This window comes from Paraglaciecola sp. T6c (genome assembly GCF_000014225.1).
Lineage (GTDB): Bacteria > Pseudomonadota > Gammaproteobacteria > Enterobacterales > Alteromonadaceae > Paraglaciecola > Paraglaciecola atlantica_A.
This window is the reverse complement of the sequence record NC_008228.1, coordinates 4,549,600-4,575,553: the sequence shown is the minus strand read 5'-3', so window position 1 is coordinate 4,575,553 and position 25,954 is coordinate 4,549,600. Positions and strand designations below refer to the sequence as shown.

Annotated in this window: 20 protein-coding genes; 10 read left to right on the top strand and 10 right to left on the bottom strand. The window is 43.8% G+C overall.

Annotated elements, in window-relative coordinates; genetic code table 11:
• The first annotated feature begins 164 nt into the window (after positions 1-164).
• Positions 165-3,164 carry a tetratricopeptide repeat protein gene (locus PATL_RS19435; RefSeq protein WP_232283259.1) on the top strand — a complete coding sequence of 1,000 codons (3,000 nt, stop codon included), beginning with the start codon at positions 165-167 and terminating at the stop codon, positions 3,162-3,164.
• Positions 3,165-3,231: 67 nt separating this feature from the next.
• Here PATL_RS19435 and PATL_RS19430 read toward each other — a convergent pair whose 3' ends face one another.
• Positions 3,232-5,874 (bottom strand): TonB-dependent receptor, encoded by a 2,643-nt coding sequence (locus PATL_RS19430; protein ID WP_011576505.1) that lies wholly within the window; start codon positions 5,872-5,874, stop codon positions 3,232-3,234.
• A gap of 557 nt (positions 5,875-6,431) precedes the next feature.
• Here PATL_RS19430 and PATL_RS19425 point away from each other — a divergent pair.
• On the top strand, positions 6,432-7,244 hold the full coding sequence (locus PATL_RS19425) for a hypothetical protein (protein ID WP_011576504.1): 813 nt from the start codon (positions 6,432-6,434) through the stop codon (positions 7,242-7,244).
• 156 nt (positions 7,245-7,400) lie between these two features.
• Entirely contained in the window at positions 7,401-8,849 is a 1,449-nt protein-coding gene (gene dgt / locus PATL_RS19420; protein ID WP_011576503.1) for a dGTPase, read from the top strand.
• A 103-nt stretch (positions 8,850-8,952) separates the two neighbouring features.
• Here dgt and PATL_RS19415 read toward each other — a convergent pair whose 3' ends face one another.
• The 4 genes from PATL_RS19415 to PATL_RS19400 all read right to left on the bottom strand — a co-directional run bounded on the left by PATL_RS19415 (position 8,953) and on the right by PATL_RS19400 (position 12,149).
• Positions 8,953-9,204 carry a hypothetical protein gene (locus PATL_RS19415; protein WP_041714616.1) on the bottom strand — a complete coding sequence of 84 codons (252 nt, stop codon included), beginning with the start codon at positions 9,202-9,204 and terminating at the stop codon, positions 8,953-8,955.
• A gap of 167 nt (positions 9,205-9,371) precedes the next feature.
• Positions 9,372-10,883, bottom strand: a complete 1,512-nt coding sequence (locus PATL_RS19410; protein ID WP_011576501.1) for an acetyl-CoA hydrolase/transferase family protein — start codon at positions 10,881-10,883, stop codon at positions 9,372-9,374.
• A 206-nt stretch (positions 10,884-11,089) separates the two neighbouring features.
• On the bottom strand, positions 11,090-11,527 hold the full coding sequence (locus PATL_RS19405) for a cytochrome b562 (protein WP_011576500.1): 438 nt from the start codon (positions 11,525-11,527) through the stop codon (positions 11,090-11,092).
• Between the two features lie 118 nt (positions 11,528-11,645).
• Complete coding sequence (locus tag PATL_RS19400) at positions 11,646-12,149, bottom strand: LEA type 2 family protein (protein WP_011576499.1); 504 nt, start codon at positions 12,147-12,149, stop codon at positions 11,646-11,648.
• A gap of 369 nt (positions 12,150-12,518) precedes the next feature.
• Here PATL_RS19400 and PATL_RS19395 point away from each other — a divergent pair, with 369 nt between their 5' ends.
• The 3 genes from PATL_RS19395 (at position 12,519) to PATL_RS19385 (ending at position 13,997) form a co-directional block, all read left to right on the top strand.
• Positions 12,519-12,773, top strand: a complete 255-nt coding sequence (locus PATL_RS19395; RefSeq protein WP_011576498.1) for a YdcH family protein — start codon at positions 12,519-12,521, stop codon at positions 12,771-12,773.
• A 51-nt stretch (positions 12,774-12,824) separates the two neighbouring features.
• Entirely contained in the window at positions 12,825-13,292 is a 468-nt protein-coding gene (locus PATL_RS19390; protein WP_232283258.1) for a hypothetical protein, read from the top strand.
• A 69-nt stretch (positions 13,293-13,361) separates the two neighbouring features.
• Positions 13,362-13,997 (top strand): DUF2238 domain-containing protein, encoded by a 636-nt coding sequence (locus PATL_RS19385; protein ID WP_011576496.1) that lies wholly within the window; start codon positions 13,362-13,364, stop codon positions 13,995-13,997.
• A gap of 117 nt (positions 13,998-14,114) precedes the next feature.
• Here the strand turns inward: PATL_RS19385 and rnr are convergent, their stop codons facing one another.
• Both rnr and PATL_RS19375 read right to left on the bottom strand, forming a co-directional pair.
• On the bottom strand, positions 14,115-16,361 hold the full coding sequence (gene rnr / locus PATL_RS19380) for a ribonuclease R (RefSeq protein WP_011576495.1): 2,247 nt from the start codon (positions 16,359-16,361) through the stop codon (positions 14,115-14,117).
• Between the two features lie 272 nt (positions 16,362-16,633).
• Positions 16,634-16,843 (bottom strand): cold-shock protein, encoded by a 210-nt coding sequence (locus PATL_RS19375; protein ID WP_006991744.1) that lies wholly within the window; start codon positions 16,841-16,843, stop codon positions 16,634-16,636.
• 624 nt (positions 16,844-17,467) lie between these two features.
• Between PATL_RS19375 and PATL_RS19370 the strand changes: the two genes are divergently transcribed.
• Positions 17,468-18,715 (top strand): acyl-CoA dehydrogenase family protein, encoded by a 1,248-nt coding sequence (locus PATL_RS19370; RefSeq protein ID WP_011576494.1) that lies wholly within the window; start codon positions 17,468-17,470, stop codon positions 18,713-18,715.
• A gap of 95 nt (positions 18,716-18,810) precedes the next feature.
• Positions 18,811-19,029, top strand: coding sequence for a hypothetical protein (locus PATL_RS19365; RefSeq protein ID WP_006991742.1), 219 nt, complete (start codon positions 18,811-18,813; stop codon positions 19,027-19,029).
• A gap of 155 nt (positions 19,030-19,184) precedes the next feature.
• Here the strand turns inward: PATL_RS19365 and PATL_RS19360 are convergent, their stop codons facing one another.
• The 3 genes from PATL_RS19360 to PATL_RS19345 form a co-directional block, all read right to left on the bottom strand.
• Complete coding sequence (locus tag PATL_RS19360) at positions 19,185-19,688, bottom strand: zf-TFIIB domain-containing protein (RefSeq protein ID WP_232283257.1); 504 nt, start codon at positions 19,686-19,688, stop codon at positions 19,185-19,187.
• Between the two features lie 803 nt (positions 19,689-20,491).
• Positions 20,492-21,157 (bottom strand): platelet-activating factor acetylhydrolase IB subunit, encoded by a 666-nt coding sequence (locus PATL_RS19350; RefSeq protein ID WP_011576491.1) that lies wholly within the window; start codon positions 21,155-21,157, stop codon positions 20,492-20,494.
• 221 nt (positions 21,158-21,378) lie between these two features.
• Complete coding sequence (locus PATL_RS19345; protein ID WP_011576490.1) at positions 21,379-23,295, bottom strand: beta-ketoacyl synthase; 1,917 nt, start codon at positions 23,293-23,295, stop codon at positions 21,379-21,381.
• Between the two features lie 143 nt (positions 23,296-23,438).
• On the opposite strand from PATL_RS19345, the gene PATL_RS19340 reads away from it, so the two are divergent.
• Positions 23,439-24,428 carry a GlxA family transcriptional regulator gene (locus tag PATL_RS19340; RefSeq protein WP_011576489.1) on the top strand — a complete coding sequence of 330 codons (990 nt, stop codon included), beginning with the start codon at positions 23,439-23,441 and terminating at the stop codon, positions 24,426-24,428.
• A 243-nt stretch (positions 24,429-24,671) separates the two neighbouring features.
• Positions 24,672-25,934, top strand: a complete 1,263-nt coding sequence (locus PATL_RS19335; protein WP_011576488.1) for a M24 family metallopeptidase — start codon at positions 24,672-24,674, stop codon at positions 25,932-25,934.
• Positions 25,935-25,954 lie beyond the last annotated feature (20 nt).

The following is a 25,954-nucleotide window of genomic DNA, read 5'->3' as shown; positions in this document are numbered from 1 at the left end:
TCTCAATATTGGTTAGATTCGAACTGGGTAGTTGAGTGCGTATGAACGGAAAACACCACTGTCACTTTAAATCCTTTGTTAAGCAGCCCCGCCAAACAAAGACATCATCAGGTTACGCAGCACACTTTTTAAATAAAATACTTCTTTTACTCATTGTTGTTTTTTTGCCAGCAATCCTCATCACTGCCAACGGTCAAAACAGCCAGACCACTAGCACGATGACATACAGCCAGTTAGGGGCGTCTTGGTACAGTAAAGGCGAATATGACAAAGCGATAGAAGCTTTTCGGCAAGCTCTTGAAGATGACATTAATCACTTTGGCGAAGCACATCCTAATGTGGCGACAGCACACAATAATTTAGCGCTCGCGTACAAAGCAAAAGGTCAATACGACAAGGCAATCTCTTATTATCAGTTGGCACTTGCTAGCAGCATAGAAAACTACGGTGATGGGCATCAGGAAATCGCTTCTGTGCGTAGCAATTTGGGATTAGTTTGGTATGCCAAGGGGCAATACGATAAAGCCCTCGAGTACTATGAATTAGCGCTGGCCAGTAGCGTTAAAAACTTGCACAAGGACTCCGCTTTTATTGCAACGTTAAGAAGCAATATCGGATTAGTATTTCAAGCCAAAGGCGCCTACGACGAGGCTATTCGATATTACACGCAGGCACTGGAAAACGGCATTGCCACTTTGGGTGACGACCACCCCTCGGTGGCAATTCGGCGCAGTAATCTAGGCAGTGCATGGGAAGCAAAAGGACAGTATAAAAAAGCGGTAGCGCTTTACGAATTAGCCTTAGAAAGTGGCATACGTCAACTGGGTGAAAATCATCCTACTGTGGCTACTAGACGCAATAAGCTGGGTAATGTTTGGCAAATTCAAGGGCAGTACGGTAAAGCGATTGAATACTACACGCTTGCCTTAACAAGCAGTTTAAATTCAGTTGGAAAAGACCACCCTTTTGTAGCGGTGATGCTGAACAGTTTAGGTAGCGCTTGGGAAGCCAAAGGTCAATATACAAAAGCGATCGAGCAATATGAAAAAGCGCTGCAAATCAACAGACTAATCTTTGGTGAAAGCCACCCTGACGTTGCTAGCACGCGCAGGCAATTGGGCAGCGCGTGGCATAAAAAGGGTCAATACGACAAATCGTTGTTGTATTACAAACAAGCGTTGGCGAGTGACATTAAGACGTTCGGAGGTGACCATCCCAGTGTTGCGGACACGCGCAAGCGTTTGGGCAGTCTTTTACAAGCCAGAGGTCAGTTTGATGAAGCAACAAAACTGTATGAGCTCGCGCTTACCAGTAGTTTGGCGATTTTTAGCACCAGCCATCCAGAAGTTGCCAGTATTTATCGTCAACTAGGGAGCGTATGGCAAGCCAAAGGCCAATACACGAAGTCGCAAAATTACTATGAGCAAGCGTTAGAAAGCGAGATAAATACATTTGGTGAAGATCACCCAAATGTGGCGTTAACCCATGCACTACTTGGCAGCCTATGGGAGGCAAAGGGGCAATATGACAAGGCAATCGGCTTTTATGATTTAGCCTATCAGAGCCATCTGCTCAAATTTGGTGAGAGTCACCCAAGCGTGGCCAAAACTCGGCGTCAGCTCGGCCGGGTTTGGCAGGAGAAAGGGCAATACGACAAAGCCTTAGGGTTTTTCGAGTTGGCGTTAACCAGTGATATAAAAACCTTTGGTGACGGGCACCCAGATGTGGCCGTTACACATCGCCTGTTAGGCGGTCTTTGGCAAGCTAAAGGTCGATACGATAAGGCTATCAAGTACTATCAACTTGCTCTTAGCAGTAGCTTGTTAACTTTTACTGAGAGTCATCCCGAAGTGGCTGATACGCGCAGGCAGCTTGGCAGTGTGTGGCAGGAGAAAGGTCAGTACGACAAAGCAATGGCGTTTTATGCCTCGGCGCTTGCCAGTGATACAAAAACCTTTGGGGATAACCACCCTAACGTCGCCGTCACGCGCAGGCTTTTAGGAAGCCTGTGGCAAATTCAAGGTGATTACGACAAGGCAATTGAATATTACGAATTGGCCCTGCAACACACGCTTAAAAAATACGGCAACGCACACCCAGAAGTCACTAAAACATATAATCAATTGGGCAGTGCATGGCAAGCGCAAGGGCAGTTTGATAAGGCCAATGAATACTATCAACTGGCCTTAATGGGGGGGCAGCAATCTCTCGGTGAACAGCATCCTGTAGTGGCTACAACGCAAAGCCATATGGGCAGTCTCTGGCTGGCTAAGGGCCAGTACGACAAAGCCTTAGGCTTATATGAGCTGGCCTTAGCTAGCACGATTAAAAGCTTGGGGGAAGAGCACCCAGATGTTGCCGAGATACGCAGTAGTTTGGGCAGAATATTCAAGGGAAAAGGCCAATACGACCGAGCAATAGAATATTACGAATTGGCCCTTCGCAGCGGCATTGCAACCTTCAAAGAAGACCATCCGTCGGTAGCTATAAGGTGGAGTAATTTAGGCAGTTTGTGGTCAGCGAAGGGACAACATGAAAAGGCGATTAAATACTATCAATTGGCACTTAACAGTGGGATCAACACCTTTGGTCAAGACCACCCTGCGGTGGCCATCAGACAAAGTAATCTAGGCAGTGCTTGGGAATCGTTGGGAGACTACGACAAAGCGATACAATATTATGAGTTAGCACTACAAGGGGGGATTAAACACTTTGGTGAAGATCACCCAGCAGTGGCCAAAAGGCGCAGTAATCTAGGGAGCGTTTTTAAAGCACTTAAGCAATATGACAAAGCGATTAGTTACTATGAATTAGCACTGAAAAGCGGGATCCGCGTGTTGGGGGAAAACCATCCGTCAGTCGCGATCCGCCAGAACAGTTTAGCCAGTTGCTGGCAAGCAAAAGGGCAGCACGACAAAGCTATCGCGTATTATGAGAAGGCGCTGTCGATCTACGTGCAAACCCTCGGCGAAAATCATCCGAATGTGGCCGCGACGCGAAGCAACCTTGGTAGCGCATGGTACGCGAAAGCAGAGTTTAAAAAGGCGATTGAATATTATGAATTGGCGTTAGCCACGGGACTAGCAATTTACAACAAAGACCACCCATTCGTTAGTGCCATGCGCAGTAATATAGACAATGCTAGGGATGCTCGTTGGCAATAAAAGAAACCGGCATGTACCGGTTTCTTTGCTTATACCAATTACCGTGGAACGGTATTAGGTATTGTCCTTAAAAGCGCTTTCTCAGTGTGATGCCAAATGTAGCAGGGTCAGAAATATAAGCGTTAAATTTACCCTCTTGCAGAGGCGTATTAAAATTCACATGGTTAATATATTCTTCATCCAACACATTGCGACCCCAGAAAACCAAATCCATATCGTATTTCGCGAAATTCATAAAGAAACGCAAGTTAAGCAAGTTGTATGAGTCTTGCACGGCGAACGGGTCATTACTGCCATCTAAAACGACATCCCCCGTGTAAGAGTATTCAGCTACGATATGGGCATCGATGCCATCACTAATGGTGAAATCCTTTTTCACTCTTAACATGGCATAGTCTTCTGGCTCGCCAGTTGGGCGGTCACCAGAGCGATCGCAATAAGGATTTGGCGCACCCGATTCCGAAACTTCTTGCCCAGGATCGGTAATACCTGTGTGCCACGTGTAGGCTATCCAACAATTGCCGCGCATAAAGTTGTCATACTCTGCGTTGACTCTGGCATACACAAAACCGACTTCAATGGTATCTGTTGGCAGCCACGTTAGCTCTACTTCTAAACCAGAGGTTTTGTAATCCCCTGCATTTTGTAGGTTAAAACCTGTGCCGGTAAATGTATTCGCTTGAATGTCATCAACGTTGGTTGAGTGTACTGCGGCGTTAACCCTAAGATCTTGTTCCGGAAAGTCTTTCTTGATACCAATTTCCAGCGATCTGGATTTCTCAGCAGCGAATATAGGGTCGAAACCTTCTGTAATTCGATCAGTGTTGGTCCCCCCAGACTTATAACCAGTACCGTATGAAACATACATGAGCGTGTCTCTATTTGGGGTGTAGCTGAGTTTCAGCGTGCCGGTTATTTGGTCATCATCTAAGGTATCAGAAATATCTGAGCGAGCAGCGGTAATGGCGCCAAGAGGATTGAACCCCCAACCCAGCGTTTGAAACGGGGCCAGAGCAGCCAGTGCTGCCTGGCCGTTAGCCGTTGTAATATCAATCGTATTGGCTTGAATGCCCGCCAAGACGTTACCGGCTAAACCTGCACCGTAAAGTAGTGACCCAGGCACAATTGACTCAGGGTCTGCTGGATCACCAACCGAGGTAAAGAAGGTTGGAAAGACCGAATCTGCGGGTAACACTTCACTAAAAATAGTCGAGAGATCTTTACTTTCATCGGTATAACGTAAACCTGTGGTTAGGGTGAGCGTTTCGGAAAGTTGGTAGTCGATTTGACCAAAAATAGCGTAGCTTTCATGTTTTTGCTCTGCGCGGTGATCAAAGCTGGTCGATGCAGGGGCGGGTGATGCCGACGCTGCAACAAGGCCATTGGTTGCAATGCTCAAGGCATCAATGCCAGCGAGCAGATCATTAAATGCTCCTTGTGCGAAGCCTGCCAGAAAAAAGTCATTGAATTGTTCGCCCGTGTACAAGCTGTAATCGAGATCCAGGTCTTGCCTAAAATAGTAAGCACCGAGTATCCCTGTGACGAGGTCACTGGTGTAATCGATTCGTAATTCTTGGGAGAACGAATTTTGCTGTGAGTCATTTCGGGTACCAAACAAATGAACATCCGTAAAGTCACTGTCTATGTTGTCATAGGAGTCGAAATTACGATAAGCGGAAATAGACACCAAGGTAAATTGCTCATTGATATTCCAATTTAACTCAGCTGACAACCCGCTATCTTCTACCTGTGACTCAGGTAAGAATGACAGCGCGACTTTGTGATCAAAAAAGTCACTGCCATCAAATATAGTGGCATTAAACGGCGCTTGAGATAGGAGACGGTCAGTGCCAAATTTACCTTCTATACCAGTGGCTTGAGCATTACTGACTTGTACTGGGGCGGCGCAGCAAATTTCATCAATTTTTGCATAATCAGCAATAATGCGCAGAGTGACATCGTCACTCGGGGTATATAAGGCTTGAAGTCTCGCACCCCAGCGATCTCGATCATTTAGGACGTCACTTCCTGAGTTGACTTCGCTAACGAAACCATCACGTTGACTACCAAAACCTGTCACGCGCAATGCCAGTACATTGTCAATCGCAGACAGGGACGCCGCAGCGGAATAATTAATTAAACCGTAATTTCCGACTGTACCTTCGATAAAATTATTCGCGCCATCGTGGCTTGGTGCAACAGAACGGATCAGTATTGCGCCTGAAGGCGTATTTTTTCCAAACAGTGTCCCTTGAGGGCCGCGAAGAACTTCCACAGCTTCAATATCCACTAAATTGTTGACCATAGAGCTTTGGCGCGCGCGATAAATACCATCAACGTAAAGCCCCACCGATGGGTCCAAACCAAAATTTTGTGACGAGGTGCCTATACCGCGTATCGAGAAGCTGGTGTTGGTCACATTCTGGGTTTGAAACGCAGAGGAGGCAGGCACCATACTAGCGACATCAAAAATATCTTTGAGCACAGCTTGGTTAAGTTGCTTACCGGAAAAGGCGCTAACTGAAACAGGCACCGTCTGCATACTTTGACGACGCTTTTGCGCTTCAACAGTTATGGTTTCTAGGCGAAGTGTTTCTACTTCTTCTTCGATTTCTTGTGCGCTAACGATGGGAATGGGAAAACCCAAGGTGAGCGAAATTAAGAGTGCGATGGGGTTCTTTTTAAACTGGCAGGTGTTAGTTTTATCCATATGTGCGTGTCCTTTTGTTCGTCGATTTTATCCATGTTTGGTGAACATTTTTTCTGGTTAACAGGTGCACAACTAGAGATTTGCTGACCAGTATTTCGTTATCGTTTTTATTGGAAACCCCGCTTTATAATCATGGGGATAGAGCAACTATAGTTGTCGAAAAATAGCATCGCCAATCGATTTTTACCTGTCATGATTTGACACATTAAACATGAATATTTTTTATGAGTGTTTAACTTACCCATTGATATAGTTAACGTTCCAATTTTATTGGGCTGCGTGACATTTGTGTGTGAGGGTCTTTGCTCTTCAATCAATCATCTGGTTGCTCTGCCTCTCAACAGGCGCAGATTAATGTGTCATTATGGCGCTATAAATATGCCAAACACGGATGTTCAGGCGACATTTGAACAGACATTGTGAATTATGTAGGCATCACAGCAAGCTGTTGTTATTTCTTTTCTGATTAATGATCAGCAAAGCAAATAACCTTACTTAGCCATTAGATGTACAGTAGAGCAGCACTACCTAAAACCCATTAACGAAGTTAGTGACACATGATATATTGCCTTTTCTTGATATATGACCCCGTTAATTTAGAAAAATCGCTATTACGTCTCCATCGGTTTCTCACCTCAAGCGGAACAAAAGCCAAAATTCTGGTCATCAATAATGGCGAGCAGATACATAGCTCATCGTTAAATAATATTGAATTTATTCCTGGGGATAACCGCTATTTTGAGTTCTCTGGCTGGCAAGCTGGTAAGCAATATTTAGAAGAGAATTATACCTTGCAAGATGGCGATCTATTTTGCTTCGCAAATGACACCTTCGACAAAAACCACTATTTTTCTCCCTTAACAGCATGGCTGTATAATTTAAAATCGAAACAGGCTGCAAAGCGCCAAAAGGGATTCATTTTAGGGCGGGTTGATAGCCGTAATATAGAATATAAAGTGGATAAGTTACCCTTATCTAAATGGATTTCATCTTACTTTTTCGTGTTGGATTATACTGCGTTCCAAGCGCTGGTTTTTCTCAATACACGGCTGTGCACCGCAGTGAAAGAAGTCACTGACGAATCGATTTATTTTGATCAAACCGTTGTCGATACTCCCATGCAAGAACATATCAATAGTTGGCTCAGGCCAACAGGAAAAGGCTGGTATCGTGCTCATTCAAGTGATAACGACGTTATTCGAAATAAAAGTGTCGCCATTTTGCATGAGAAATATTTAAGTGCGGTGTTAATGGCTAGAAATGTTGAGCTTATTCACGTGTACAGCGGGCGCATTGGTCGGATAGTGCACAAATTTGATAAACGGGTGCAGAAATTTCGCTTGCGATATCTTCAGTCCAGTAAGGCGTAAGATAGTTAGTTCACGGGACGTATTTTTTAGGGTACCTGCAAAGCATTAGTTTGAATTAAGTTGGGCCTAAGCCGTTGTTTTATTTCGTGTAAAAAAGTGTCATGTAGTGAACCACTGTTGTATTGTCGATGAACATTAATACTGCAAGACGTATCCATGATTGATTTTTCTAAAAAGCTAACGAGTCATCGACTTCACAATACGAGAAACAGAGAGTCCATCAAATCGATTCTGTTCGATTTTGAAAGTGATCGCGGGCGTATTATCAATTCGGCAGCGGTGCGCAGGTTGCAGCAGAAGACCCAAGTATTCCCCCTAGAACGAAACGCCGCGGTGAGAAGCCGGCTGACTCATTCATTAGAAGTGCAGCAAGTTGGGCGATTTATTGTTCAGAGCATATTCAATAAATTAGATAGCGCTAAGCAGGCGGAATACAACCTATCTGAATTCGAACGACATTTAGAAAGCGTGGTGGAAATGGCGTGTCTCATGCACGACATAGGCAACCCGCCGTTCGGCCATTTCGGTGAGCAGGCAATTAATGACTGGTTTGCTCTCAAGCTGAAAGATTCATTTCCCACAAACAGCGACGGTGAATTCACGTTCAATCCGGCCTTACAACGAGACATTTGCAACTTTGAAGGTAACGCTCAAGCGATAAGGCTTATACACTCGCTATTACAATTGAATCTCACTTTTAGTCAAGTGGCAGGCATACTCAAATACACCCGCTGCGGTACTGATGTAAAACCTGATAAAAGCGATAAGCTTGGCTATTTACAAAAAAAGGTCGGCTTTTATTTCAGTGAAAAAGAGTATGTCGAAACCCTGTGTGACACCTTAGGCATAAAGGTTGGGCATCGTCACCCTGCGTCATACATCATGGAAGCTGCCGATGATATCTCCTACTGTATCGCTGACCTTGAAGATGCCGTTGAAAAAGGCATCTTGGGTATTGAACAGTTGCAAGCGTCTTTGTGTGAAGAATTTCTGTTACTGCTGACTGAATTCGGCTTGGATACCAGCAAAAATACCATGCAAAGTTTAACCTCAAAAGCCTATAAAGCCGCGCAGGCGGATGATATATCAAAAGACAGTCAGTTCTTTATTTCTTTAAGAGTGGGCGTACTTCACCCCTTAGTGACTCATGCTGTTGAACGCTTTATCAATAATATCGACGGCATATTTCATGGGTCGTTTAATCAAGCGCTGTTAGAAGATAGAAGTACAGCCCATGCGCTATCTGAAGCATTTAAAAAAGTCGCTCTGAAGTACGCGTTTTGCAACAAAGAGGTTGAAGCAAGGGAGTTGCAAGGTTACAAAATCATTAGTGGTTTGCTTGATTGCTATCAGCCACTATTGAGGCTGACGAAAGCACAATTTTCTAGGGTATATCAGCAAGAAAAAGACGCACCACTGTTAGCGAAAAGGTTAGTGAAAAAGCTGCCAGGTAAGCATTTGCGAGCCTATTTGCACGCCATCCATCATGATGCCAGTGAGGAGCTAGAGTTTTACTACCGTTGCCGATTGTTACAAGACTATATTAGCGGCATGACAGACCAATATGCGTATGATGAGTACCGCGCACTCATGGTGGTGGATTAAGCACCGCGGCGGGTTGTATCCTTGCTATCTGTTTTATAGCTAGGATATAACCAAGCTTAGGTAAAACACAATCTTTTGGAGCGAAGTCTAAGTAATGCGCAGTTTATCTGAAGCGCACCTTACCGCCGATTATTTTCAGTGCGGGTGTGCCACGTACTAACGTATCTCTGGCAAAAATGGTTTCACACTTGGGGCATGTCCCTTCAACGCTGGTGAAATCTTTGCTTATTCTCTCTTTAAAGCATTTTACTAAGGCCCCTTTACCGCCCTTTTTATAGCGAAAAAGTTGCTGCTGACAGCCAGCACAAAAAATATCGACGCTTTTACTGGGGGCTTTTGAATTTGGTTTTGCCATTAATATCTTACGTTTTGTGAATATGGTTAAGCCTATTGCCGACAGTATATTGCCAGCAATAAGATAAACAAACACGCTAGTACCTAATGAATAAAATCAATGCCAATAAATAAATTAACCACTTCGCAAAAATTTAAAACACTAAAATCAAATGCCTGATGAATTCGTTACATTTGGCCTTTGGTTTCAAAGTTATGATGCCAGCTTAATGCCTCATCTAAATTATGCGGCGTGTGCATACCGCGTTTTGTCGCACAGGCCCGCTCATAATAGTCATGCAGTCGGTCTTTGAACTGCGGGTGAGCACATTTTTCAATGACGACTTTTGCCCGTTGTCTTGGCGACAAGCCCCTCAAATCGGCAAGGCCTTGCTCGGTCACAATGACTTTCACATCATGTTCAGTATGATCAACATGGGATACCATAGGCACAATGGCAGAAATTGCCCCGCCTTTGGCGATAGAGGGCGTCATAAATATCGATAAGTAACCATTACGCGCAAAATCCCCCGACCCGCCAATACCGTTCATAATGCGTGAACCCATTACATGTGTCGAATTCACATTGCCATATATGTCTGCTTCGATTAAGCCATTCATGGCGATAATGCCGAGTCGCCTAGCGATTTCAGGGTGGTTACTAATGTCTTGTTGCCTTAGGATAATTTTGTCGCGATAGAAGTCGATATTGTCATTAAATTCATCCAGTGCCTGGGGGCTAAGTGAAAATGCCGTGGCGGACACCACAGACAATGAGCCAGATTTCAGCATTCCTAGCATGCCATCTTGAATAACTTCAGTGTAGGCGGTTAAATTGCGATAACCGCCTTGCTCTAGTCCACTCAACACCGCATTTGGGATATTGCCCACACCCGATTGAATAGGAAGTAACTCCTTGGGTAGGCGTCCTTTTTTAATCTCATGGGAGAAGAAATCAAGAATGTGTTCAGCGATTTGGTTCGAGACCTTATCCGGCGGGGTAAAAGGACTATTACGATCTGGTGCTGAAGTTTCAACGATGGCGACAATTTTTTCCACAGGGATCGACAAGTACTTTTCGCCAATGCGGTCAGACGGAGAATTCAAATCAATAGGCTTGCGGTGAGGTGGTAACGCTGTGCCATAGTATATATCGTGCATTCCTTCTAACTTCATGTTTTGCTGAGTGTTGACCTCTAAAATTACCTTATCTGCTTGCTCGACCCAGGTTTTATTATTGCCAACCGAAGATGAAGGAATAATCCGCCCATCTGCTAATATGCCGGCAACTTCAATAACGGCGACATCCATCTTGCCTAAAAAGCCTGACCAAGCGTACTGAGATACTTCAGATAAATGAATATCAACGTAATCCATTATGCCGTCGTTAATTTGTTGACGGCAAATAGGATCAGATTGATAGGGTAGCCGCATATTGATGCCGTCTACGGCTGCGAGTACACCGTCAAGTTCAGGGGCAGTAGATGCACCCGTCCACAAATTAATTTTGAAGGGCTGGCCGTTGCTGTGCAATGCTTTGGCTTTTTCTGCCAACGAAGCGGGGATCGACTTGGGGTAGCCAGCGCCGGTAAAACCACTCATGCCGATGGTTTGCTGGTCTTCGATAAAAGCAACAGCTTCTTCAGCCGACATGATTTTTTTGCGTAAAATGGGACACTCAACACGTGATAAAGGCAACATGCGCACTCCTAAAAACAGCATAAAACGATAGTTAACTCGTACTTTACTGACGTAAAAAGAAGTGGATATAAGACCTGGGTCTTAGATGAGCTGTAAAATGTAACGGTTGGTAATTTTTGATAACACTATGTTTTTCATATGTTTAATTAAGGTTAAATTTTAATTCTTATTGAGTTAAGTTGATGAATGCTAGCTAATGTAAATCGTTATTCATTGCCGAAAATGAGTTGCCAGATATTGGGGCTTCGCTCTTTATGATAACGCTTTCTCAGTTCTGCCACTTTTTCCAATTGAGCTTTGGCAGCCGTGATATCGTTGTGCGTCAAACTGTTATGAACCAGACTCAGCTGTGACTGCACCTCACTCAAGCCTTGCTGCAAAATGGCTTGGCGTTTTTTATCAAATTCAACTAATTGTACTGATGCCACTAAGCGTTGCAGTTCACTCACGTTGCCGAGCATGGAGTCTGACTCAGTTGCGCGCATAGCTTGCTTGTAGTTCAAAGACATCGACTTCATTGTTGCTTCTACATCTTTGCTCTGCGTAACTGCTTCTATGGGCTCTTGGGCAACCGCTTGTTTGGCCAGCAACAAAGGGCCACACAAAACGAATAGCGTTAGGCTTAGGTGCTTTAACATCATCATTTCTACTCAATAAAATAAAATCGAGCGCAGTCTAGCACAGATGGGCAGGGCTTTAGTTTTGACTTAAAAGGAATTGAAAGTGAGCGGTAAGTGTAAACCTATCAGGTACCAGATTGATTTACTGGGGCTGGGTTAAGCCAAACGGAATAACTCCGCTGCGGGTAACAGGAATGTTTCCCCATAATCCCTTGCTAGTGAATATTTTAGCGTTGATCTCGTAGGCCAATGCTTGAGGCTTAGAATTCATAATATCAAGTATTACCCGACCGGAATTGAATAGGCTAGCGCTTACGTCAACATCAAAGGTATTGTCGCTTAAAGGCTCAAGTACAAACTTTTTATCACTCACACCTGTAGCAACCTGCAAACCACGCAAACTCAGTTTAAAGTTCATGCCGTCTACCGGGAAAGAGATATTATTCGGATTGGTCACTCGAAACGTCAGACGAAATCGCTGCTCTAGCCCCTGAGCCGGCAGCATACTCAAGTTGGTTAACTGCAATTCAGGCTTCTCAAAATCAGGGGTAAGGGTGGCGCAAGATGACAGCAGCATGGTGATGAATATTAGCTTGACGATCTGCCGTGTAAGTACCACTGCACGTCCTTGAAGGTTTGCCTGCATAATCTAGAAGCTCCTTTTAACCCCATTTTTAGAAGAAGGCACATCATCGCCGCAGTGGGTAGGGGAGTCAAATATTATGCGCCGCTTACTAATGCGTCGCTCAGCTATGCACAGCTCAATTATACACAGCTTAGTTAAACACATTGTGCATAGGGTGGGCGATTCGCTTACCAGTATCCCCGCTTATATAGCTGATCATTCACGTCAGGCAGTCACTTCTGACAAAAGATACGTTAAGGTTCAGTGTTTAGAAATGACACGATAAGCCTGTTGCTCTTAATGTATATCAGGCTGAAAAATGATGGGGATCAATATGTTTAACAAGCATCTGGCTAATATGGGATTAAGCTTTAACAACCTAGGATATTTATGCAAGAACTTGAGAAACACTCATTGGTAAAAGATCTTCCTGAGCATCATCACACCATTCGTCACCTTAAAATGAATGACAGTCATTTTGCTAAGTTATTTACTGCATATCATGCACTGGAAAGCGAAGTACATGATCTGGAAAGTCGAAATACCCCAGTGAAAGATGACTATATTGAGTCACTCAAAGTAAAACGTGTTCATCTCAAAGATGAATTGCTGAATATCATCCAAAAAACAGAGCAAGCGCTGTAGTTGAAACGTCGAGTTGAATAAGGAAGCTACCCCTATGAAGAAGCTATGCCAATGAAACGATTATCAGTGACATTAAGTAAACTAGTCAGCGTCTTGACGATATGTACTATTGCGTTGGTAGGGTGTAGTAGTCAATTCAACTCGAACCTGCGCAAAGTGACCTACCCGCCAGAATTCAAATATACTGAGAAAGCGGATTTGAGTTCTGATATGCATCGTCTCGCAGCGCAGATGGCTTTGCTCGAAGTCGCTCTCGATATGCCGAGTGCAGGGGCTGAAAGTGCGCCTGAATTGCAACGGGAAAAGGTGCTCAAAGCGCTAGGCAATATGAGCAAAATAGCGTCGAATTTAAAAGCAGGTGACATGGGCGCCAATCACCCGTTTATGCAAGACTATATGCAAGGTTTCGTCAGCCAAATAGACGAAGCCAGAATTGCCGCATCGTTAGAGCAACCTCGCTATTTTGCCGCAGGGAAAGTGTCAGGCGGGTGCACGAACTGCCACAAGATCAACAGATAACAGGTTTTTTTGTCAACTAACGGGTTGGGTTAAGCACTGAGCTCAAGTGGATAAGGGTGTGGAAAGTAAATGGTAAACGGCGGCAATAAAACAACAGATTTGGGTTGGTTGCTGCTGTTCATATTGGTGTTTATCGCCGTATGGACTAATTCAATCATTGGTACAACCGACGTTGCAAATTGGCTTATTGAAAATACGCTGACGGTTATTTCGCTGCTATTTTTAATCATTACCTACAGAAAATACAAGTTCAGTATTGTGAGTTATTTTTTACTCTGTGTGTTTTTATGCTTGCATGTATATGGTTCAAAATTTACTTATGCCGCGAACCCTTTAGGGTTTTATTTTCAAGATATTTTTCATTCGCCTAGAAACCAATATGATCGTCTCGTCCATTTTAGCTTCGGCCTTTTGCTCTACTATCCCATGAAAGAGTGCTTTTCAGTATGGACAAAATACCCACCGCGAATTGCCTTCTTTTTGCCCATCACTCTTATACTTTCAATCAGTGCCCTTTATGAAATTTTAGAGTGGCTGGTTGCCGACATTTTCTTCCCTGCAGAGGGGGATTCGTACTTGGGCACGCAGGGAGACATATGGGATGCGCAAAAAGATATGGGTATTGCGTTTGTTGGGTCGTGCATAGCCGCTTTGTTTTTCTATCTATTTAGGTTATTCCGCCAGCCGAACGTCAAAGAGCCATAGCGAGTAAAAAACAGTTAATACCAACTCCAATAAGCTGTCGCTGAGTGGTTAATTATTTACTGGAGTTAGTATTTATCGACCTTAGGCTTTACCCTAATCAAGGGATAACCACCTGCTTTATGCCAGTTCAAAGCTCATTTTTCGAGCGCGTATATCAACACTTTTTAACACGACCGTTAAATGATCGCCTATGCGGTGAGTGTTCTGTCCGTTGGTGACTTGCTGTTTTTGGGCATCAAACGTATATGTCTCGCCTGGTAGACTCATCATACTGACTAAACCTTCTGCTCCTGTATTTTCAAGCGTCACAAACAAACCAGCATTATTCATTCCTGATATAGAGGCACCAAAAGTGTCACCGATAAAAGGTTGCATGTATTTACACATAAGTGCACTTTCGACTTCTCGGCTAACCGTATCAGCTAAACGCGATTGCCCAGAACAATGGTGACTTAAAAGCGCTACCTCTTCAGCCGTGTAGGGGGATGCATTATTCGGCACAGCCTTACCGATTGATACGCCGAGCTTTAATTGACGCAATAACCGTTTGAAACCGGATTCAGACTTGCTGGCGTTATTAGCGGATTTATTGCTTCGTAGCGTTGCTCTTATCGCGCGATGGGTTAACAAATCTGGGTAGCGTCTTATGGGCGAGGTGAAATGTGCATACGCCTCATAGGCTAAACCAAAGTGCCCTTGATTCTCGGGGGAGTATTCCGCCTGGCTTTGCGAGCGTAGTAACAACATTTGAATAAGTTTTGCATCAGCCCTGTGGTTCACTTTTTTCAACAAGTCATTGTAATGTTGCGGGCTTGGACTATCTCCGCCGCCAAGGGTTAAGCCTTTCTCAGTCAAAAATGCACGTAATGCCGTGAGTTTCTTTTGCTGTGGACCTAAGTGCACTCTAAATAAACTAGGAATTTTATGACGTTGTAAAAATTGTGCCGTAGCGACATTCGCGCATAACATAAATTCTTCAATCATGCGGTGAGCGTCATTTCGCTTTACGGGAGAAATACTCGCAATATTTTTGTGTTTGTTCAGCTTGAGTGCAAGTTCTCGCGTTTCAAAATCAATCGCACCGCGTTGCTTACGCTGCTTAATTAGCACCTGAAAAAGAGCATGTAAATCCTTAACATGGGGAACGATGGCTGGGCTAGAAGCGGCGGTGGTTTTGCCAAGCTTACTGTTTGGCTGAGTGACGAGCGCATTCGCTTGATTGTAGGTTAGTCGTGCATGAGATTGAATCACGCCTTCGCTAAAAGCTGCTTGAGTAACGAGCCCTGTTGCGTTGATAGTCATCTCACACATCATCACCAAGCGGTCTTCATGCGGATTCAACGAGCACAAGCCGTTAGACAATGCCTCGGGTAGCATTGGGACAACTTGATCTGGCAGATAAATCGATGTGGCGCGCGCTTGCGCTTCAATATCCAATGCGTCATTGGGTAATACATAATGCGACACATCAGCTATTGCTACCAATAAACGCCAATTTCCTGCTTGAGTTTTCTCACAATAAACGGCGTCATCAAAGTCCTTCGCATCAGCCCCATCGATAGTGACAAACGGCAAACTGCGATAATCTGTGCGCTGTGCTTTGTCCGCTTGTGATACTCGCGTGCCATGTGTATTTGCCTTGTCGAGCAATGTTTTATCCCACTGGTCAGAAATACCGTGGCGATAAAGCGCCAATGTGCTTTCTATGCCAGCATCGGTTGCATTGCCTAATACTTCAGTAATTTCAACGTGTGTTTCTTGGCGAAAGTCAGGGTAGTGGGTAATTTTGCCACTCACATATTGGCCGACGCGCGCTTGGTTTAAGGCGCTGTGCTCAACATGAATTGTGTGTGAAACTTTAACGTCATCGGGCAGTAAAAAGTAATGCTTACCTTTGCGTTGCAACATACCCACAACGTGGGTGGTATTGCGCTTTTGTACTTTAATCAGGTTACTGTAGGCACGTTTTGCGTTTTTCCCAGGCTCTACTAGCACTTGTACCACATCACCATCAAATACATGGTTCAGTTGGCTCTTTGGCAGAAACAAGTCTCTTTCGACATCGCTATAGGTAACAAAACCAAAACCCTCAGGGTGAATACTGATAGGGCCGCTAACCAGCGAATCAGGATCAATTAATTGATAACCCTTGCGTTGAAATGATAGTTGCCCGTCACGCTCCATTGCGCGCAAACGTCTTCTAAGCGCTTCTTTTTCTTGAGGGGAATTGAGAGCTAAAGCATCTGCTATTTGCTCGCGATTTAAGTGTTTTTTTAGGCTACTAAAAAGACTAAGAATGAACTCACGGCCAGGGATGGGGTTGGCATACGTACGGATAGTGGATAATTGTGCGGTTTGATTCAAATTAATAAAATTCTCTTTGAGCCGCCGGTTGCTTTGTACTGGGTATTTTCAAATTAGGGATATAAAATTCTTAATGTAGGAAAAGGAATACGGGTTAAAGCATAAGGCGGGATGACTCGGAGTATGAGCCGGAATAGAAAAACGAGGTTTGTTTTAAACTCGTTTGACGGGGTATTCAATAGTTGTTTGAGATAAACATAATATTTGTTTCACTCATCACTGAGTATGAGTGAAACGATAGCGCAGCATTTGACTGCGCAGCTTAACAAGGTTTAGATACAAACGATGTTTTCAGCTTGAGGGCCTTTTTGGCCTTGAGTCACGGTAAACTCTACACGTTGGCCTTCAGCCAATGTTTTAAAGCCTTCGCTAACGATTGCGCTGAAATGAGCGAAAACGTCAGGACCAGATTCTTGCTCGATAAAGCCAAAACCTTTATCTTCGTTGAACCATTTTACAGAACCAGTAGTTTTAGTAGACATAATAGATATCCTAGAAATAATTAATAAGTGCGCCAAAAAATTGCGGCGATAAAGCATGTGAGGAAAACGAATATTTTACTGAGGATAACGCGAAGAATTACAAATAAACTAATAACTAGAGTACTACAAATAACTAACATCGTGGGATTCAAAAAATAAGCTTCTTCTCAAGCTCGGCGCCAAGATACTCCTGATTCTTAGTATAAGTCAAGAAAATATTGAAGTCATTAAGGCTTAAATCAAACGCTCTCATCAGGGCGCTTGCAAAACTTGATTGCATGAGAAGTGCAGAATAAAATTCGTGGTACCGTTATTTTTTTGAAAAAATGGCGGCAATGTTTAAATTTTTATTTGTTTATATTTTGCACGTTACTCGCTCAAAAGTGCGTTTCAAAAACTAAGAGTGATACACCTCTATAATTCACTTTTATAAAGTCGCTTTTAAACACCTTAAATTTTAAAAATATCAATAATTTCATATTCTTGAAGCGATTTAGTTGGCCATTTACACTTTGTTTACATATTATATTTTGACTGATTTTTTTGGGTTTCTACCCTGCAATACTCATGTCGTGAATGGTTAATAAAACACGGCAGATTTCACTCAAATTTAAGGAAGTAAATATGTCGACTGAAGATTTAAACGATTTGCGTATGTCAGAAGATGTGCGTCCACTTTACCTCGCTGTAAAGAAACACATTGAAGAGAATGTTATCCCGATCCAAGAAGAGTTTTACTCAATTGGTGAGAAGCTTGCTGATCGTTGGAGTTACTCTGATCGTCAAATGGAGTTATTAGAAGGGGCCAAAAATAAAGCCAAAGAGGCTGGTCTTTGGAATTTCTTTCTGCCTGATGCGGAAACAGGGCAAGGCCTAACGAATTTGGATTATGCCTATATTGCGGTTGAACTGGGTAAAGCTCCACTCGCCTCTGAAACGTTAAACTGTTCAGCGCCTGACACGGGCAACATGGAAGTGTTAGAGCGTGTCGGTACACCTGAGCAGAAAGAAAAATGGTTAAAGCCATTGCTACGAGGTGAAATACGCTCTTGCTTTGGTATGACAGAGCCTAATGTTGCCTCTTCTGATGCGAAAAACATTTCAACATTGGCGGTTGAAGATGGCGATGACTGGGTCATCAACGGTGAGAAGTACTATATCTCTGGTGCCGGTGACCCGCGTTGTAAAGTCATGATCTGCATGGTGAAAAGCAGCCCTGATGCCCCTGCACACAAACAACAATCACAAATTCTTGTGCCACTAGACACCCCAGGTGTCACGATTGTTGGCCCAATGCATGTCTTTGGGCATGACCATGCTCCTCATGGGCACATGCACATCAAGCTTGAAAACGTACGGGTGCCTAAAACCAATATGTTGCTAGGTGAGGGCCGTGGTTTTGAAATATCTCAAGTACGTTTAGGCCCAGGTCGTATTCACCATTGCATGCGTTCAATTGGCCAAGCGGAAGAAGCGTTACAACTCGCACTTGAGCGCTCAACAACAAGAGAAGCCTTCGGTAAAAAGATATATCAATTGGGTAAAAATGTTGAAGTCATCTCGAAGATGCGAATCGACATTGAAGCCATGCGCATGATGGTACTTAAAGCTGCTAAAGCCATGGATGTATTGGGTAACCAAGAAGCCCGTATTTGGATCCACATGATCAAAGCGATGGTACCAGAGCGTGTATGTGAAATTATCGACCAATCCATGCAAATGCACGGGGCTACCGGTATTTCGCAGTGGTCACCGCTTTCTGCCATGTACGCAGGCCAGCGCACCTTGCGTTACGCTGACGGCCCAGATGAGGTACATCATATGGTGGTGGGGCGAAATGAAGTACGTGAATATGAGCGCAACAAGGGTTAACTAAAACCATTTTTTTAAGAGCGCAACATCAACAAGGGTCGGTGATTCTGGCCCTTATCTTTTTCATTCGAGGGCTTTTTTTAAGGAGAGCCAAAATGAGTAAATACAGTATTGCCAAACAATGTATAGCCGATGCATTAGCAGCAGCGAGCGAGGAAAACATTAACGACAGCGACGCATTAGAAGCGTTGATCATTAGTGCTATAGCTCAGATAACCAACACTGCTGGAGCAAAGCGCACAGCCGAGATAATTGATTACGAGCTACGTAATATATCAGGCGCGCTGGACAAAGACTTTTTAAGGGCGAGATAGAAACTTATCGTAAATCAGCAGATATAAGTATCTAAAAGACGCCTTATACATCATTGGCAGAATTTAGCTAAGACGCACGACTGAGTTGCTGATTCGGGATGAGGACTTAGGTTTATTTTAGTCATGTACATTCTAATGAAATGTAGTGTGGTGATTTAATCGCCGATTATATAGAAAGTTAGGTCGACCAAGTTGCTGATTTTATTGTTTCGGTGAAGCCAGTTGTCGTGAATGTGGGGGAGCCCTGTTATCTCCACTGGTTTATGTGATTCGATTAGTTGAGCAACAAGTATCGCGCGCTCTTTTTCGTTCAGCAATAGTGACTGCAGTTTTGCTAGTTCGCCGGTATCTAACCAAATCCCACCGCAGCCGGGGCATTCATCTATCTCAACAGCATGGGTGAGACTATAAAAACGACGAAGCATGACAGTATCTGTGCAGGTAGGACAGTTAATTCGCTCATTCAAATCTAAAAGCGCGCAATGAAATTTATCAAGGTGTGAAGCCAAGGCAGCGCCGCGCTTTCCAGTGGGCTTTTCGAATTGCTGGATGGTTGAGTTATCAAAGAAAACCCCACCACAAGCTTCGCTGATAAAGACCGGCACTTTTCCAACATTCCCCTTCTTTAACGGTGATTTAGTTCGAGGGCATAGCATCATGTTTACGTTTCCTTTGAATGATAATCTACTCATTTTTATCAGAATGGATCTGCGTTTTTGGGGATGTTGAGATAATTTTTTTTCGAAAAGCAAACGACGCATTGGCCATTTATTTGAAGTTTATAATTAAGTAAAAAACTACATGCCTTCAGGAATTTCACTACTGATTTTATGAAAAATATTCCGAATGCAAATAGGTGTATACCAAATTCGATGGTCAAACCAATATGATCTGATTGAATAAATGACGCTATTAGCCAGGTGAAAATGGAAACAATGGCGTAAGTGACAAACCAAATAACAAGTAGATAAAAAGATAATAAAATCATCAGCCCGAACAAGTCGAGAAAACTAACCGATCCTTTAATATTGAATTTGATTACTTTTGTACAACACTTGAATCGCAAAATTTCCACTTAATTATCCTTAATTAAGAACACATCACCGCATATCCTGTTTGGGGGCGCTTCCTAAAAAGTTCGAGCCTTGCATTCATCCGCTAACGGATAAGTACTCACTTTACATATTTCTAGCATAAGGCTTAACCCATTGTATAGGCTAATGTTTATCATGAAAGAAACACAGTGTTATCTTCGGTCTCACCGAGGTTTAATGGCCAAAATCACTGCTTTTGAAAGGAGATAATTGCCCGTACTTCAACTTTGGACGCCACGATTAAGCACGATTCATGAGATCTGATTTCTTTATTTTTGGCAAAGTACACTTCGATGTTAAATAACATAAAGCGTCAGAAACTCTGGCTATACAACGTTGAAAAGAGGGGTTAGCCAAGCGTGCTTTAACTAGCGCATTAACCTGGCAATAGTATTTTGCATGGCGTCTGCCCAGACTTGGTATTGTTCGCTGGTTAAATGTAAAAAATCCGGCATGACGGTGTCTAACACTGTTCCATCTTCGGTTAAAAAGACATGGCCTATGTCTAACCAGAATGTGTTTTTATTGTCGGTGAGGTGTTGCACTAGATCATTGATGGCATTCACTCTTTTTCGCATGGGCGCATTTTTACTTTTGCTGCGAGGGAAGGTGGCTAATATAAGTATTTTGCTCTTAGGTAATCGGCTTTGTACCTCATTTAGAATAGCCTTGACCCCAGCGGCGGTGTCTTGGGCTGATTCCACTCTATGCCCGGCGTTATTGGTGCCAATTAATATCACAGTGAGTTTAGGCGTTAGGTTGTCGATTTCACCGTTTTGTAAGCGCCATAGCAAATGCTCAGTACAGTCCCCCGAATAACCTAAATTTAAAGGCTTTAAATGGGCGTAATGTTTTTTCCAAGTGGCCGCGCCAGTGTCCTCCCAAGAGTGGGTAATGGAGTCACCTAAGAACAACAAATCCACATCGTCATTCAAGGCCTTTTTCTCATCCATTTTTTGTAAGTGACGCTCCTGCCACCACGGTTCAGTGCGTGCGACTGGCGTAATTGATAGCGCCTTTTCCGAATCAGTCATTTTTGGTTTTCCATGATTGTTAGAAGTGACAAGGGGAGGTAGGGATATTCATCGATGATAAACCAAGTTAACAGCTAACTTCCAATGAGAATCAATTGGCTACAGGTTATCTCCCTGCATTTTGCTGGTATGCATTGGTCTGTTCATATTAAGCATTTTCATAAAAAATCCGGCTAAATTAGCCGGATTTTTTCTGTGCTTGCTATGACTTTCTATTTTGTCTAAATCATATCTTCAAAAGGGTTTTTCATTCTTAAGTCGATAGGGTTAGCAAATCCAGCAATCCGAATTTCTTGGCTGGTCATTTGAATGTCATCCTCTTTGATAAGATCCTGACCAAAATGGTAAATAGTGTCAAAGTTGCCTTGGTTGGCAGATAGGTCATAAGCCATGGCTTTTTCACGTACTTGTTCACGGCGAGACTCATAAGCGGCGATATCTTCACTGCTGTATCGCTTAGCGAGCATGCTATCAACAACGTGAGGCGATAATAACGTCGCAGTGGCATTGTTACCGCCAAATCCTTTGGAGTTCAAAAAGGCGACGTCGATATTTCCTGCACCTTTATCGATATCTGTTATTGAGATATTTAAGCGCTCATCAAACACGTCATCTGCCACTTTATCAATGGTTTTAATACCCGGGATAAATCCATGTTTAAACACCCCAAGACTCACCACTAACTGTTCGGCACTTGCGGGTGACAACGGATGGCCTAAATAGGCTTTTGCCGCAGTGACTGGCCAGTTTTGAATATCAAAAATCTTAGCAACATCATGAAAAATACGTGATTCTGTGGTGCGATTAGCTGGCGTACTTGAACCGTGAGCTTGAATAAACGAGCGCTCACGAACAGACTCATCACCCACAATCGCACGGGCCGCAGCGACAGCCTTAGCCATGGTGATGTAGTTACCTGGACCCGGTGCTGATATGGATTTTTTATAACCGTCAGCGTTAATAAATACATCGCTTACTGCGCCATGAATATCCGCCCCTAGTTCTAACGCCAATGCATCGTCCATCAACACCACGTATTGGGTTGATTCTGCTATGGTGAAACCACAATTTTCGCCAAAAGGACGACTAGCGCGGCGATGGTCAACGGTATCAGATTGATCTAAACGTTTTAAATTGTCTTCGCTGGCAAGTGCGCCCATGGTGGCATAACCATCAATGACCTCTGGCAATATAGGGGCTTCGGCATTGCCAACGACGGCCACCCGGCGTTTACCACTTTTTATATCTTCAATGGCCGCACTGAGGTTATAAAGGAAACTGGCACAGGCCCCAACAATTGCACTCGTATGACCTACATTCCCTAATACATAAGCATTCACAAAGTCAGCAGGCATAGTGTTTAAACCTAGTGGGCACTGCTTAGTACTGACCCGGCCGCCTTTCAAGCGAGATTGCAACATGCCACCAAAACCATTTTCATCCAGTTGTGACATAGCATTACTGGCGTATACACCTATTTCGTCTGGTTTGACCGCATCGGCGATTGTTTTCCATTCCATGCCTAATGATCGAATGGCATCTGATGCACCCATAATCGCCATTTGTAAGGCGCGAGGATGAAAGCGGGCATTGTAGTGATCTTCGGGGTTAAATCCGCTGGGTAATTGCCCTGCTACTTTTACTGGGCATTCACGATAAGTGTCTACTTTGAAATCGACTTCGCCGATTATGTTAACCTTCACTCGGTCTTTATCAATATCAGTTAACTGCCAATTTGATGGTATTGGCTCAGGTAATTGTTTACGCGTTAGTTCAAAACAGATACCGGCTTTGTCTGCTGAGTGCATAGTGACGTTTTTTTGCCAATGCACGGCATTAACATCGAAATGGCTTTTTTCGATGGTACGAATCAGCGTCGAATTTAAAATTTGTTCTGAGAAACGTTCAACGACTTCTTCTGGTGTTAAAGTTTGTTGATTATTCTCACGCGCGTTATCAAAAAAGCGTCCGTTTTCAAAACGCACCAACTTCATCATTGTGGCCAAACCAAGCAGGGTTTCTTCTTGTTCACTCGCAGGCAAGCTTTCTATTACCATTCTTTTATAAGCATGATGAAACGAACTGCGACCAGCGGCATTAAAACCACCAAATCCAACGATGACCGGTAATGAAGACATATTTAAGATACCAATTGTTTGAGTGCCAGCAGTTTACTGCCTAGGTTTAGCTTCTGGCAGGGTCATATTGGCCATAAAACGTGGTGTTTAGGCCACTTGTTCGCTATCTTTGCCAATATCCACAAAATTGAATAAGCCGACTTATGCATAAAATTACCTTTTTACTTTGCGATAATATGCTGGCCACTAGCGCTACTTTGCCTTTTGAAATGTTGCGTGCCGCCGAAAGTGCTGCTCGGGCAAAGGAAGGTAGCCAAGTTGAACCCGTGCTCATTCAAACAACGTCGATAGACAAATTGCCGATTAAAACCAGTATTGGTTTTTCATTGTTACCCGATACCGAACTGGCAGATGTGGGTGACAGCGATATTATTTATTTACCTGCTTTATGGCGAAACCCCCGGACAATTGTAAAAAAACACCCCGAAATTTTAGCCTGGTTACGCAAGGCTTATGAAAATGGTGCGATGCTCTCTGCGGTAGGCACAGGCTGTTGCTTCTTGGCTGAAGCAGGATTGCTGAATGACAAACCTGCTACCACTCACTGGCATTATTTTGATCAGTTTCAACGAGACTACCCAAGGGTCAAATTAAAGCGTCAATACTTTATTACCCAAGCTAGCAATCTGTATTGTTCGGCTAGCGTGAATGCAATGGCCGATCTTACCGTGCATTTTGTAAAACGACTCTATGGCGAAGCAATAGCCAGTGTGGTTGAGCGAAATTTTTCGCATGAAATTCGCCGTCCGTACGAGAAAACCAGTTATTTTGAAGGCAGCACAAAACAGCACCCTGATGAGGAAATAGTACAAGCGCAAATTTGGCTGCAAGACAATTACAACCGACAGATTAGCCTGGGCGAGGTAGCAGGGCGCTTTGAAATGAGCGTACGCACATTTAATCGCCGTTTTAAAAATGCCACTGGCCAAACACCGCTGCAGTATTTACAAAAAATCCGGATTGAAATCGCCAAAGATTTACTACAAACAAGTAATTTAAACGTAAGCGAAGTAGCAGATAAAATTGGCTATCAAGATGTGGGCTATTTTACCTCTTTATTTGTGAAGTTACTGGCCACCTCACCAAGGGAATACCGAGCAACCGTTCGCGCTAAGTTATTTACTGCTGATTGAAACAGCTTTGTTGTTAACGCTGTGTGCTTTTGTCAGTAAGGCGTAAAAATACCGTTGAGAAAAAGAAGATAAGCGAACATGGTGAACTCGCTAACCTCACAATTTGAGACAAAACAATAAGTAAGCTATCACTGCTCATTTTAAACAATGTCAGTGCTATCATCGCCTGCATGACACATTCATTAAGTATTTAATAGGTCGCTCGACTATGCTTTTTGTCAGCGCCTAGCAATAGGAGAAAAAATGGGGACTTTTGATAATGGCACCACTGCAGGCACCGGCACAGGAATTGGCACGCAAACATCCGAGCAGGCATTAGCTACATTAAGCGATATGACTCAACACCTTGTGCCTATTCAGTCTGAGGAATACTTGCAGCGCATCACTAAAGCCCAAGCGTATATGCGAGCCCATAATATTGACGCGATTTATCTGAATGCAGGTACAAATCTAACGTATTTTACCGGCATGAAATGGTATGCCAGTGAGCGCATGGTCGGGGCAATTTTACCAGCAAACGGCGCTGTGCAATATATCGCGCCGCACTTTGAAATTGGCAGTCTAAATGGTTTTAAAGTCATAGACGGCCCCATTCATGGTTGGCAAGAGCACGAGAACCCTTATCGCTTATTTGTTGATGTGTTAGAGCAATTAAACATAGCGACTACCGCAACAGTTGGCATAGATGAAAGCGCGCAGTTTTTTATATTCGACGGCATCAATAAAGCCCAAACGGGCTTAACCCTCATCAATGCCCAAGAGGTGACTGCCCACTGTAGAATGCACAAGTCTGATAATGAGTTGGCGTTGATGCAAGGGGCCATGAATATGACACTGGCTGTGCATCAAGCAACCGCAAGTATGTTGCGCCCAGGAATAAGCACTACAGAGGTGGAAGCCTTCATTGAAAAAGCACACCAAAAGGTCGGTGCGCAGGGCAATTATTTTTGTATCGTGTTGTTTGGCGTTGCAACGTCATTCCCACATGGTGTTAAGGATCCGCAAATTCTCAAGGCAGGGGATGTCGTGTTAATCGATACCGGGTGCAAAGTGCACGACTATATATCCGACATTACCCGAACGTATGTATTTGGTGAACCAACGCGTCGCCAGCGACAGTGCTGGAACGATGAAAAAGCCGCACAACTTGCTGCCTTTAATGCCGCCCAAATCGGTGCGCCATGTGAAGAGGTCGATGCCGCGGCGCGTCACTATTTAGCCTCACAAGGTTTAGGCCCAGAGTACCAAACACCAGGTTGCCCACATCGCACCGGCCATGGCATTGGTTTAGATATACACGAGTGGCCTTACTTAGTTGGCGGCAATAAAACGCCTTTGGCCAGAGGTATGTGTTTTAGCAATGAGCCAATGCTAGTGATACCCGATGAATTTGGCATTCGCTTAGAAGATCATTTTTACATTACAGACGATGGCCCACGCTGGTTTACCGAGCCAAGCGAGAGTATAGATAACCCGTTTGGGCTGAGAGAAACGGCGGCGCAATAACTCCAGCGTGTTCTATCAAG